Below are 12,990 nucleotides of genomic sequence, written 5' to 3' on the forward strand. Positions count from 1 at the left end.
AGGTTGCTATGTCATCCCCTACTCTGCTCAATCGCCTTACATTTCGGCAACTACAGGTCTTCCAGGCGGTGCACCGGCAACGCTCTTATTCTCGCGCAGCTGAGCAGCTAGGGCTTACCCAGCCCGCGGTGAGCGCACAAATACGCCAGCTTGAGCTGGCGTTGGGGCAGCCACTTTTTAACTACGCGGGCAAAACGCTCCACACGCTTCCCGCCGCAGATACGCTCGCCCATTCGACACGAGAAATTTTTGGTCAGCTTTCACGCCTGGAAATGAACCTATCGGACATTAACGGCAAAATAAGCGGTGAACTTAATATTGCGGCAGTCTCCTCGGCGCAATATGTCGTGCCTTACTTACTCGCTCGTTTCCGTGCTCATTACCCAGAGGTGCACGTTCGCTTGAAGGTATGCAACCGCAGCCAAGCCTTAGAGCGGTTGACTGAGCAGCAGGATGATCTCGTTATTATGGCGATGGTGCCTGAGGATGATCGCTTAGTAGTGATGCCGATTCTTGATAATGAATTAATCGCGGTGGTTTGGCCGGAACACCCCCTGCTCTCCATGCCGGAGCCCTCCCTGGCAGATTTTGCACGCCACTACGTGTTGATGCGCGAACCAGGCTCTGGCGTGCGCAACGCCTTTGAACAAATGGCCGCCAATCAGCAGGTTGCCCTTCCCCACTGTATTGAGCTGGGCACCAATGAAGCTATTAAAGGCGGTGTAATGGCCCACTTGGGTGTCGCCGTGCTGCCGCGTTTGGCGGTACAGCTTGAGCTTGAACAAGGGTTACTGTTTGAGCTGGGGCTGCCCGATTTTCCGATCCACCGCTCCTGGTGCACGGTGTATGCGCGGGAACGCTTTCCCACACCGGTGGCAGAGCTTTTCTTAAGCTTTATCCGTGAGCACTTACCCGATTACCGCCGCCACTTTCAAGCACCTTCAAGCCCGTTACCGAGCCACGGCGTCGCTTGCCTGCCAATGCTTGCGCCCTAGGGCCATGCGGTGTCCTGTTGACAGTGAGGTATGTTACATTAGTAGCTATTAGCACGATGAAATATCGGATGCACTTCGTATTAATTAATCAGGTATCAATTGGCAGGTCTTGTAAGGGCTTAACGCCTGCTAACGTACTCGGCCTACCGCACAAAAGAGAGGCTCTGTCCCTATGAGCAATATCCCTCCGCAACGCGTGTCTAGCGGTGAAAAATTCCGTAATGAACATGGCATGACGGTGATCAAGGATGGCATGAAGCAGCGCAAAGCGCAGGCAGAAGCCCCTTCTCTTGAACGCAAGCCCAAGTGGCTGCGCGCACAGATCCCTGGGGGGGAGCGTTTTGAAGCGGTCAAAAAGAACGTTGCTACCCATCGACTAAGCACCGTTTGTGCTGAATCTCATTGCCCCAATATGGGCGAGTGCTGGAGCAACGGCACGGCGACTATCATGCTTATGGGGTCAGTATGCACCCGCGCTTGTCGATTCTGCGCGGTAGATACCGGCAACCCACAAGGCTGGCTCGATCACGAAGAACCTGAAAACACCGCGAAGTCAGTGGAGTTAATGGGCCTTCGTTACATCGTGCTCACCTCGGTAGACCGTGACGATCTCAACGATGGCGGTGCATCGCACTATGCCAACTGTATTAGTGCCATTAAAGCGCGCACACCTGAAGTAGTCGTGGAAGCCTTAACGCCTGACTTCGATGGCGAGCTGAGTGCTATTGAGCGCGTTGTTGATTCTGGGTTACAAGTATTTGCCCAAAACGTGGAAACCGTTGAACGATTAACAGGCCGTGTACGTGATCGGCGAGCGGGTTATCGTAAAACGCTTGATGTGCTTGCCCATGCCAAGCGCTACCGTCCTGACATCATCACCAAAACCAGCTTAATGCTGGGATTGGGCGAAACTGACGAAGAGATCTTGCAGACTTTTGATGATCTGCGTGAAATCGGTGTCGATATCGTCACGCTTGGTCAATATTTGCGCCCAACCAAAAATCACTTGGCGGTTGAGCGCTGGGTAACGCCAGAAGAGTTTGACCGCTACCGTGTGATCGGTTTGGAGAAGGGCTTTATGGAAGTGCCTTCTGGCCCGCTGGTGCGTTCCAGCTATCGCGCCGATCGCGTGTTTGAAAAGAATAACCTTGGGCTCGCCTCACCCGCTGCAATTCCTGGTCAGGAACAAGAAGCGAATCCCAATATTATTCCAGCACTAAACGTAGGATAAGACTAACTCCAGCGCTATACAAAGCTTGTTGAAACAGGGAGCCAGAGGCTCCCTTTTTACAGTGGCGAGCTATCTACACGGACCAGCTCGCGATTTAGCCGTTTGGCTAGCGCTTTCGCCAACTGCTCCCCGACCTGATGGTCGCTTGGCAGCGATGCAACGTCGGCCAACCTCACCATAGGCATGCCTGCATAGCCGCAGGGGTTAATCCGCAAAAAAGGCGTTAAGTCACCATCGACATTTAGCGCTACGCCATGAAAGCTTGCCCCACGCCGGATACGCAAGCCCAACGAAGCAATTTTAGCTTCACCTGCGTCGGTCATTACATACACACCGGGCGCATCAGGCCGCGCACGCGCGCTTACCCCGTAACTGCTTAACACATCAATCACCGCATTCTCCAATGCAGTGACTAAATCGCGTACGCCAATTTTTCCACGCCGCACATCCAATAACGGATATAGCACCACCTGACCAGGCCCGTGATAGGTAACCTGTCCTCCCCTATCCGTATGCACTACCGGAATATCGCCGGGCAAAAGCAAATGCTCTGGCTTACCTGCCTGTCCTTGAGTAAACACAGGATCGTGCTCGACCAACCAGAACTGATCAGGGGTATTAGCATCGCGGGTATCAGTCAGTGAGCGCATCGCCTCCCAAACAGGAAAATAGGGTTGGCGCCCTAAGTGATGCAGCTTAATTGGCTCGGCGTCGCTCACGCTTACACCACCATATGGACACGGCCGGTGGCTTTGAGCGCTTCAAACAGCTCTTTAATGTGCTGCTCTCCGGTCGCTCTAATCACCACACGAACCGATTGGAAACGACCATTACGGCTATCAACTACCTGCATGGTCGTGGCGTCGAAATCAGGCGCATGGCGCACAATGACCTGGCACACACAGGCAGGAAAGTCTTCGGCGGCATCGCCGACGACTTTTAACGAGTAATCACAGGGAAAAGCGATTTTAGGCGGCTCTTGAACCGCCGGTTGGCGCAAATCACGCAGCCCGTGTGGCGTACCTTTTTTCATAGCAACCCCATCATTGCAAAAAACAAAACCAACGGCTCAAGCCTAATCAATATTTAGTCGGTAAAGTTGCTGATTAGGCCACTAAAGAAGCGCTGCACCTGATCAAACAAACGCTTGAAAAGACCGCCCTCTTCAATGTTTTCCAGGGCCACCAAGCGACGCTCACCGACCACCTCGTCGCCCAGATGAACTTCAAGGGTGCCGACCTCATCACCAATAGCAATCGGGGCCTGAAGATCCGGATTCAGATTAAGGCGCGCACGCAGCTCTTCATTACGGTTACGCGGCAAGGTCATAAAGACCTCTTCATCGACACCCACGCGTAATTCGTTAATATCACCGCCCCACACACGCGGCGTTGCCAGCACGGCACCACGTTCGTAAAGCTTCATGGTCTCAAAAAAGCGGAAACCATAGCTGAGCAGCTTTTGCGTTTCCTGAGCACGAGCTTCATCAGAGGTGGTGCCCATCACAACCGAAATCAAGCGCATATCGTCACGCTTAGCCGATGAAACTAGGCAGAAACCCGCCTCAGTGGTCCAACCGGTTTTTAAGCCGTCGACAGAAGGATCACGCCACAGCAAGCGGTTACGGTTGGGCTGGTCGATGCCGCCATAAGAGAAGGTACGCTGGGAGTAAATTTCATAATGATCGGGATAATCATTAATAATGTGCTGCGATAAGCGTGCCATATCATGGGCAGTTGAGTAGTGTTGCTCACCCGGCAAGCCCGTGGCATTTTGGAAGTTTGTATTATTCATTCCCAGCCGAGTGGCATGTTGGTTCATCAGATCCGCGAAGGGCGTTTCTCCACCCGCTAAATGCTCAGCCATGGCGACACTGGCATCGTTACCCGACACAATAATGATTCCATGAAGAAGGTCATCTACCGAAACTTGATCACCCACCTCGATAAACATTTTTGAGCCGCCGGTACGCCACGCATTCTCACTAATATTAATCATGTCAGTCAGATTAATAGTGCCGCGATCAAGCTCACGCTCAACTAAATAGGCCGTCATCAGCTTGGTCAAACTCGCTGGTGGGAGACGCTCATCAGAATTATGCTCCGCCAAGATGCGGCCACTGTTGGCATCCATGAGTATCCACGAACTTGCCGCTAATTGGGGAGCCGCAGGAATAATGGTTTGCGGCTGCGGTATTACCGGCTGAGGAACTTGCTGTGCACTGGCAGGCACAGCAACCGTCGCCATTGCAGCAAAAAGGCACAGGCGTGCAGAGCGACCAATGGATGTAAACACGTTCATACGTCAGTCTCACTTACTTGAAAGCTTACTTGTAAAGCTTTTTTTAAAAACAAGGCGGCGCGTAAAGCGCGCCACAAGAAATAAATAGGATGCTAATTATCGCACAACAAAGACCTGGGGGAACCCCGCTTGGCGCAGTGTTTCGCGCGCCTGTGTCTCTTGCCCCGGACTAATCGGACCTACTTGCACACGGTAGACGTCAGCATCACTCATAATACGCACGTTGTGAGGCTGCTCCCCCTGTAAACGCTGCTGTAACTGATGAGCACCTTCCGGGTTACCAAGTGCAGCAATCTGAAGGTAAACGGCGTCATCTGTCCCGCCTTGGCTTGGCGATTGCTGAGATACCGATTCTCGTGAGGGCGCAGCAGGTGCTGAAGCAGTAGGCACTGAGGAATTAGATACTGAAACATTAGACGCCATTTGCCGGGCAACAACCGACGGAACGTTTGAAGCAACTTGTCCCGGCTCCTGAGCGCTTGCTTGTTGGGAAGAACCACTCCCCCCTCGACCACGCTCGGCTAGCCACTGTTCGGGGTTGATCGCTTCAACCTTAACGGAGCCGGTGCCATGGTCGAGAAAACCCAATCGTGCCGCTGCCGCATACGAGAGATCTATTTCACGGTCACTATGAAACGGGCCGCGGTCATTTACCCTGACAATCACTGATTGCCCATTATCCAAGTTGGTTACCCGGGCAAACGTGGGTAAGGGCAGCGAGCGATGCGCTGCCGACATTTTATACATGTCGTAAATTTCGCCATTTGAGGTCGCATAGCCGTGGAATTTTTCACCATACCAAGAGGCCGTACCACGTTTTTCGTAACCTGTGGCATCGGACAGCACATGGTAGGTTTTTCCCCACACCTCATAGGTTGAGCGGTTGCCACCTTGAGAGGGCTGCTCAATGCGCGGCTCTGCATCGGGCACTTTGGTAACATCCGGCGGCTCAAGTGGGTAGGCATCTCCACTCATGGCGTAACGTCCGTCACTCGTAGCGGCCGACGAACCGGGGGCTGCTGCTTGATTGGCCGAGCTAGGCACATCAATACGCTGGGTATCATTGCTAGCACAGCCACTGACCAGCGCCAGCAAGGCGATTACCCCACCAGCACGCCTGGTTATCGTCAGTTTGCTATTCATGCCTCGTCCTCATGCAGCTTATCGTGCAATGCGGCGATCTCTTCTGCCAACTCGGCTACAGCCATGGCATACAGGTGACTATGGTTATAGCGAGTAATCACATAAAAATTATACTCGCCAAACCGATAGTGAATCTCGCCATCAGCGAACTCAAGTGCCAATGGCACGACCAACAATTCACTATCAAGAGACTCATTAGGCGTCAGCCCATGCGCAGCAAGTTGGGCAACACTCACTGCAGGCGTCGATGTTTGGTTAAACGAGAGCTCCTGTAATAGCTCCCTAGGCAATTCGTCTGGCCCAGTGGCCTGGTGATAAATATCAGCCCCTGGTTTCCAGTTATGCTCGGCAAAGTAATTAGCGACACTACCAATCGCATCGACTGGGTTTTCCCACAGATCGCGGCGGCCATCGTCATCAAAATCTACTGCATAGGCTTGGTAACTGGTGGGGATAAACTGCGGATAGCCCATGGCACCTGCATAAGAGCCACGTAGCCTAGCTGGGTCAACCTGCTGCTCGTACGCTATACGTAAAAATGCTGCCAGCTCACCGCGAAAAAAAGCGCCTCTCACTGGGTGATGAAACGCCAGCGTCGCCAGCGAATCCAATACACGGTGCTGGCCTTTATGACGGCCGTAGTATGTTTCAACGCCAATAATAGCGGTAATTATTTCAGCGGGAACACCATAGGTACTTTCGGCTCGCGCCAAGGCGTCAGCATGCTCATCAATAAATTCAACGCCCTCCTCAATGCGCTGCTGGGTCATGAAAATAGCGCGATACTCATGCCACTTTAAACGTCGCTCGGCGGCCCCTTTCATAGCGTCCAGTACACTTTGAGTATAATTAGCCTGTCCGAGCGCCTCTTCTAGCCACGCTTGCGGCACCCCTTGCTCAACTAACTCTTCCATCAGCGCTTGGCTGTCAGCATTTTGCCGAGGTGCAAAGTGCTGTGGTACAGCTTGCTGTTCCCCCTCAGAAGGCTCATCCGCAATTGTTATGGGCGTTACCCAGCACATCATGGCTGCCAAAAAATAGCGGCTCGTCTTCCCTTGAACCTTGTTCATTAACTCTCCACTCCTGAGCTCTTTATCCCAGAACGATTAATTCCAGAACCATCTATTCCTGAGTTCTCCATTGCCGAGTAACACAGGCGTCTGAACTATATGTTTGGGCTGGGCAACTTTGCTAGCGCGACAGCAGCCGACGATGAGCATGTATGGACATGAGAATACCGAAACCCGCCAACAAGGTCACGCTTGAGGTGCCGCCAAAGCTAACCAACGGTAGCGGCACACCAACGACAGGCAGAATGCCACTCACCATGCCCATATTGACAAATACATAGATAAAAAAGGTGAGGATGATACTGCCGGCGACTAAGCGGCCAAAGGTATCCTGAGCAGCGCTAGCCATCCATACACCACGACTCACGATTAATAGATACAGGCACAAAAGCACTAGCATACCCACTAAACCAAACTCTTCGCCTAAAACGGCAATAATAAAATCCGTATGTCGTTCGGGTAAAAACTCTAACTGGGACTGGGTACCCTGCAGCCACCCTTTCCCCCACAATCCACCGCTACCTATGGCGGTGGTTGACTGAATGATGTTCCAACCAGAGCCCAGCGGGTCGCTTTCAGGGTTCAAAAAAGTCAACACGCGCTGACGCTGGTAGTTATGCATATTCATCCATAACACCGGCACCCCGGCAGCCCCCAACGCCGTAATAAATCCGATCAAGCGCCACGACAAACCTGCCAGCAGAACCACGATAAGAGCAGCACTGGCTACCAGCAATGAGGTTCCCAAGTCAGGCTGAATAGCCGTCAGCACGACGGGTACGCCAATGATAACCCCACACACCAGTATATCGCGCAGACGCGGCGGCAATTCACAGCGATTAAGATAGGCCGCCACCATTAACGGGGCCGCCAGTTTCATCATTTCCGAGGGTTGAAAGCGTATGACGCCAGGAATGACCAACCAGCGTTTAGCGCCCATACCCACATCACCGAATACATCAACGGCAACCAGCATGGCAACCCCGATGCCATAGGCTAGCGGAGCGAAGCGCAAAAAAGTTGAAGGTGAAAACTGGGCAATGATCACCATTACCACCAGAGCGATGCAAAACCGTACGCTCTGAGCAATCACGGCATCAATGGATTGCCCAGAAGCGCTATAAAGAACGATTAAACCACTGCCCATCAATACCAGTAGCAAGCCAAGCAGCCAGGGATCTAGATGGATTCGCTCCCAAATACTTTTACGCCGGGCGATGCCGCTTTCGGGCGGGCGAACAGGGTAACCACGCATAGAGCGCGCTAGATAATGCCAAGGCATGGGTTAGTTACCCTCCACATTGGCGTTATCTTCCTCTAACACTTCGCGTACTTCTTCTACGTCCGGCGCTTCATCCTCAAGTAACCAGGCATCCGTCATAGCACGCGCCAAATGAGCCGCGTGTGTACTGCCACCGCCTGCATTTTCAACAATAACGGAGACCGCAATCTTGGGGTTTTCAATTGGCGCAAAAGCGATAAACAGCGCGTGATCACGCAGCCGCTCCGCTAATTCATCAGCGTTATAGCGTTGGTCCTGGCCCAGCGAAAACACCTGTGCCGTGCCTGACTTACCGCCCATGCGATACTCAAGGCCCACTCCAGTTCGACGCGCTGTCCCTTCGGTGCCACTAATCACCTTTTCCATACCGCTGAATACTCGATTCCACCAGTTATCATTGGCTAACTGAATGTCATCCAAGGTATCGGGCAGGTCGAGGGGGACGGGGGTATCGCCAATCCGACGTGCCAAACGCGGCTTCACCCAGTGGCCGCGATTGGCCAGTGTTGCAGTGGCACTGGCTAACTGCAAAGGCGTCACCTGCCAGTAGCCTTGCCCAATCCCCACGGAAAGGGTCTCACCGGGATACCAGGGCTGATTAAAGCGGCCTCGTTTCCAGTCACGCGAAGGCATTAAGGCGCCGCTTTCTCCTTGCACGTCATGGGCGACACGCTGACCAAAGCCAAAATTACTCATCTGCTTATGAAGATTATCGATACCCAAATCATGGGCTAGGGTGTAGTAGTAAGTATTATTGGAAACCGCCAGTGAGCGTTCCATATCCACTCGCCCATGTCCCCAGCGCAACCAGTTACGGTAACGACGAGAATCATTGGGTAACTGGTAATAGCCGGGGTCATTAATGGTGCTATCGGGGGTAATAACCCCCTCTACCAGACCGGCCAGTGCCAGAAAAGGCTTGATGGTCGAGCCGGGGGGATAGTGACCACGGGTAGCGCGATTAAAGAGCGGTAAATCGAGATCCTCCTGCAAACCGCGATAAGAAGCCACATCAATGCCAGTGACAAACTGATTACTGTCGAACCCCGGTGTCGACACCATAGCAAGAATCTCACCTGTGGCTGGCGCGATAGCCACGATAGAGCCGCGACGACCATCTAACAATTCATAAGCTAGCATCTGGAGTGACTTATCCAGCGTTAATGTTAAATTCTCGCCGGGTACCGGGTCAGTGCGCCCTAGCTCTCGTAATACTCTTCCGCGGGCGTTCGTTTCCACTTTGCGTAAACCCGCCTCACCATGAAGCTCTTCTTCGTAAAAACGTTCAATACCGGTTTTACCGATAAAGTGAGTACCCGCGTAACGTCCTGCATCCAGCGTTTCCATCTCTTCAACATTAATACGGCCAACGTAACCTAACGCATGGGCCATTATTTCGGCATCAGGATAAAACCGCAGCGGCTGTGCCTCTATCTCCACCCCTGGCAGTCGGTGGCGGTTAACTGCCAAACGGGCAATTTGGTCTTCGCTTAGATCACTGGTAAGCAACGCTGGCTGGAAAGGTCTTTGACGCTGGCGTGAACGCACGTTAAACGCCTCAATCTCTTCTTCAGGTAGCTCAAGAAGCTCTACCAGCAGCGCCAGCGTTTCATCCAGATTATCGACGCGCTCGCGGACGAGGGTCAGGTTATAGGTGGGACGGTTTTCGGCTAACAGTACGCCATTACGATCATAGATTAACCCCCGATTAGGCGGCAGCGGTTCGACGCGAACCCGGTTATTTTCAGAGCGCGTGCTATACATATCGTGCTGGACGATCTGTAAATAAATTAGCCGCCCCGTTAGCAAGCAGGCAAGGGTCAACACCACCAACACGGCGAGCAGCGCTCTAACACGAAAAATACGCAGTTCTTGCTCGGAGTTTTTTAGCGTGTTGGGGCGCTTGAGCATGGCAACGAAGACTCTCAAATCAAACAAAGGGCGCAACAGGACACAAACAGTAATGGCTTACCATTCAGCCGTTAACGGTGATAAGGGTGACCCACTAATAGTGTCCAGGCACGGTAGAGTTGCTCGGCCAACATAATTCGTACCAGTGGATGTGGCAGCGTCAGTGGAGAGATTGACCAGGTTTTGTCGGCCGCGGCTGAGAGCGAAGGCTCAAGCCCGTCTGGCCCACCTACAAGTAAAGCAATATCCCGCCCAGCCATGCGCCAAGCGTCAGCTTCTTGTGCCAGCTGCTCGGTGGTCCATGGTTTACCTTTCACTTCCAGTGCTACCACGTATTCGTCGCCACGCAACTTATCGCGAATACGCTGCGCCTCCTGGGCGCGCGCTTTTGCGATATCGGCGTTTTTGCCACGTTGGCCGAGGGTAATTTCTTCGATCTCGAGATTGAAATCTCTCGGCAGCCGCTTACGGTAAGTCTCCACGCCCTCTTCTACCCACCCAGGCATTTTGCTTCCCACCGCCAACAGCCGGATCTTCATGACATGCTGGCTCGCTCTTGGAAGCGCTCAAGCGATTCACCAATTGCACCTGAATCACTCGGTAGATCTGCCCACAGTCGCTCTAAGTCATAGAGAGTACGCGCTTCAGGCATCATGACGTGAACCACTACGTCGCCCAGATCAACCAGTACCCAATCAGCGTTATCGCCACCTTCGACGCCCAACGGCCCAAGCCCTGCAGCCTTGGCTTTTTCCACTACATTTTGTGCCAAAGCGGCGACATGACGGGTCGACGTACCGCTGGCTATCAACATGAGGTCGGTGACCTCGGTTAATTTGGCGACATCCAACTGCGTTATGTCGCGTGCTTTCAGTTCTTCTAACGCGTCAACCGCTAGATTTTTCAATGTATCGATGTGCATGACTCCTAAAGACAACCTCATGGGGTAATCGGTCAATAAAGCCGGCCATTGTAACGGCTTATTTGATGACTGCCAGCGCTATTCACACTGTTGGTAAAGTCCATGGTGTGCAATAGCCTGTTCAACGGCAGGTGGCACTAAATAGCGCACGCTTTTACCCGCTTCAAGGCGTTGGCGAATATAGGTCGCCGAAATGGCCATCAGCGACGGCAGCTCTAGGGATAAGTAGCCTCCACACGGCTGCTGCATCAGTGTATCTACGCTATCGACTGCGCGATGCTCTACCAGTTCCATTAATGACGGTGGCAACGAATCGCTATACCCAGGACGAGCAATGACGACGAGATGAGCAAAATCAAATATACGCGCCGGTTGATACCATTGGGCCAGTCGCAAAAAAGCATCGAAACCGATAGCCATTATCAACCGCGCCTGCTCGCCATACTCTGCGCGCAGTTCAGCAAGCGTATCAGCGCTATAGGAAGGCCCTGCGCGCTGAAGTTCGCGATCATCCGCTACCAAGCCTAGCGTATCGCCAATGCCCGCTTTTAATAGCGCCAACCGCTGGTGTGCGGGCACTTGAGGCTGACCACGTAATGGCGGCTGTTGAGCCGGGATCATGTGTAGTCGATCAAGTGAAAGCGCTTCATGCAGCTCAACGGCACTACGCAAATGGCCCAAATGAACGGGGTCAAAAGTGCCGCCTAACATACCGATACGTTGCACACACTGACTCATACCACCACCTTACTCACGCACCTGGCCATCACCGAATACCACATATTTCTGGGTCGTTAACCCCTCCAAACCGACCGGCCCTCGAGCGTGCAGTTTGTCAGTCGAAATCCCAATTTCAGCGCCCAGGCCATATTCAAAACCGTCGGCAAAGCGAGTAGAAGCGTTAACGATCACCGAGCTGGAATCGACTTCCGCCATAAAACGTCGGGCAAGTGAATAATCTTGGGTCACAATCGCATCGGTATGGTGGGAGCCGTACTGCTCAATATGCGCCATTGCTTTATCAATACCATCAACGACCTTAATGGCCAGCACCGGCGCCAAATACTCGGCATACCAATCCGCTTCCTCTGCCGCCACGGCCTGTGGCAGCAGCGCCCGGGTACGTTGGCAGCCACGCAGTTCGACCTGATGTTCGGCATAGGCACGGGCTAGCTCAGGCAATAGCAGGTCAGCAATCGGCGCATCGACCAGTAAGGTTTCCATCGTATTACAGGTACCGTAGCGGTGTGTTTTCGCATTGACGGCGATAGCTAACGCTTTGGCAGGGTCAGCGGTGGTATCGATATAAACATGACAAACACCGTCAAGATGCTTGATGACCGGTACGCGCGACTCACGGGTAATACGTTCAATCAACGACTTTCCACCGCGCGGGATAATGACATCAACATATTCTGGCATGCTAATCATAGTGCCCACGGCCGCACGATCCGTGGTCGCTACCACCTGAACGCTACCGGCTGGCAGACCTACATCAGCAAGCCCTGCTTGAATACAGGCACTGATAGCAGCATTAGACTCACTGGCTTCAGAACCGCCACGTAAAATACAGGCATTCCCCGACTTAAGACATAAGCTGGCAGCTTCCAGCGTCACATTAGGGCGCGACTCATAAATAATGCCGATAACGCCCAATGGCACGCGCATTTTTCCAACTTGTATACCACTGGGCCGATAGCGCATATCACTCATTTCGCCCACAGGATCCGGCAAGCTCGCCACTTGGTTTAACCCCTCGATCATGGCATCAACACGTGAATCGCTGAGGGCTAAGCGGTCCAACAGCGCGCTATCCAATCCGTTCTGACGGCCACGTTGTAAATCCTCAGCATTGGCTTCTAGAATACGACCACGCGCTTCTGCCATACGCTGCGCCATTGCCATCAGAGCACGATTTTTCAATCCCGTATCTGCCCGGCGAAGCTCGCCTGCTGCGCGGCGTGCTGCCTGACCTAAGGCTTTGACATAGGCGGGCACATCTCCGGCAGACAAGTGCTGATGGGCCTCTTCTTGGAACGGTGTTGAAACGCTCATACTGTCTCCCGCGTGCTAAGGTGAATAGTGCCCCAAACAGTACCAGGGTAACGTGTGCAATGGCTAAGAAACCAATCTAC

At 53.0% G+C, this 12,990-nt stretch carries 13 protein-coding genes; 2 read left to right on the forward strand and 11 right to left on the reverse strand.

What is annotated here, in order from left to right; all coding sequences use genetic code 11:
* Window positions 1-8 precede the first annotated feature (8 nt).
* Window positions 9-995: a LysR family transcriptional regulator gene (locus tag ACXUPB_RS12545; protein ID WP_035557245.1), complete on the forward strand. Its 987-nt coding sequence runs from the start codon at window positions 9-11 to the stop codon at window positions 993-995.
* Window positions 996-1,167: 172 nt separating this feature from the next.
* A complete protein-coding gene (lipA, locus tag ACXUPB_RS12550) occupies window positions 1,168-2,226 on the forward strand; it encodes a lipoyl synthase (RefSeq protein ID WP_472952696.1) in 1,059 nt (352 codons plus the stop codon).
* 56 nt (window positions 2,227-2,282) lie between these two features.
* Here lipA and lipB read toward each other — a convergent pair whose 3' ends face one another.
* The 11 genes from lipB to ACXUPB_RS12605 all read right to left on the reverse strand — a co-directional run bounded on the left by lipB (window position 2,283) and on the right by ACXUPB_RS12605 (window position 12,910).
* Window positions 2,283-2,945 (reverse strand): lipoyl(octanoyl) transferase LipB, encoded by a 663-nt coding sequence (gene lipB, locus ACXUPB_RS12555; RefSeq protein ID WP_179915907.1) that lies wholly within the window; start codon window positions 2,943-2,945, stop codon window positions 2,283-2,285.
* Window positions 2,946-2,947: 2 nt separating this feature from the next.
* A complete protein-coding gene (locus tag ACXUPB_RS12560; protein ID WP_472952698.1) occupies window positions 2,948-3,259 on the reverse strand; it encodes an HP0495 family protein in 312 nt (103 codons plus the stop codon).
* 53 nt (window positions 3,260-3,312) lie between these two features.
* The gene (locus tag ACXUPB_RS12565; RefSeq protein WP_339934675.1) at window positions 3,313-4,527 is read right to left on the reverse strand and encodes a D-alanyl-D-alanine carboxypeptidase family protein; all 1,215 of its coding nucleotides are present in this window, start codon (window positions 4,525-4,527) and stop codon (window positions 3,313-3,315) included.
* Between the two features lie 96 nt (window positions 4,528-4,623).
* On the reverse strand, window positions 4,624-5,670 hold the full coding sequence (locus ACXUPB_RS12570) for a septal ring lytic transglycosylase RlpA family protein (protein ID WP_472952701.1): 1,047 nt from the start codon (window positions 5,668-5,670) through the stop codon (window positions 4,624-4,626).
* Window positions 5,667-6,740 (reverse strand): lytic murein transglycosylase B, encoded by a 1,074-nt coding sequence (gene mltB / locus ACXUPB_RS12575; protein ID WP_472952703.1) that lies wholly within the window; start codon window positions 6,738-6,740, stop codon window positions 5,667-5,669. The genes ACXUPB_RS12570 and mltB overlap by 4 nt, the downstream gene beginning before the upstream one ends.
* Before the next feature lie 121 nt (window positions 6,741-6,861).
* Window positions 6,862-8,022, reverse strand: coding sequence for a rod shape-determining protein RodA (rodA, locus tag ACXUPB_RS12580; protein WP_179915903.1), 1,161 nt, complete (start codon window positions 8,020-8,022; stop codon window positions 6,862-6,864).
* A gap of 3 nt (window positions 8,023-8,025) precedes the next feature.
* Window positions 8,026-9,933: a penicillin-binding protein 2 gene (mrdA, locus tag ACXUPB_RS12585; RefSeq protein WP_179915902.1), complete on the reverse strand. Its 1,908-nt coding sequence runs from the start codon at window positions 9,931-9,933 to the stop codon at window positions 8,026-8,028.
* Window positions 9,934-10,004: 71 nt separating this feature from the next.
* The gene (rlmH, locus tag ACXUPB_RS12590; RefSeq protein WP_008956613.1) at window positions 10,005-10,472 is read right to left on the reverse strand and encodes a 23S rRNA (pseudouridine(1915)-N(3))-methyltransferase RlmH; all 468 of its coding nucleotides are present in this window, start codon (window positions 10,470-10,472) and stop codon (window positions 10,005-10,007) included.
* On the reverse strand, window positions 10,469-10,855 hold the full coding sequence (gene rsfS / locus ACXUPB_RS12595) for a ribosome silencing factor (protein ID WP_179915901.1): 387 nt from the start codon (window positions 10,853-10,855) through the stop codon (window positions 10,469-10,471). The genes rlmH and rsfS overlap by 4 nt, the downstream gene beginning before the upstream one ends.
* Window positions 10,856-10,933: 78 nt before the next feature.
* Window positions 10,934-11,593 (reverse strand): nicotinate-nucleotide adenylyltransferase, encoded by a 660-nt coding sequence (gene nadD / locus ACXUPB_RS12600; protein ID WP_179915900.1) that lies wholly within the window; start codon window positions 11,591-11,593, stop codon window positions 10,934-10,936.
* A 9-nt stretch (window positions 11,594-11,602) separates the two neighbouring features.
* Complete coding sequence (locus ACXUPB_RS12605) at window positions 11,603-12,910, reverse strand: glutamate-5-semialdehyde dehydrogenase (RefSeq protein ID WP_472952704.1); 1,308 nt, start codon at window positions 12,908-12,910, stop codon at window positions 11,603-11,605.
* Between the last annotated feature and the right edge of the window lie 80 nt (window positions 12,911-12,990).

The sequence above is a fragment of the Vreelandella sp. DA03-1M genome, assembly GCF_055725665.1.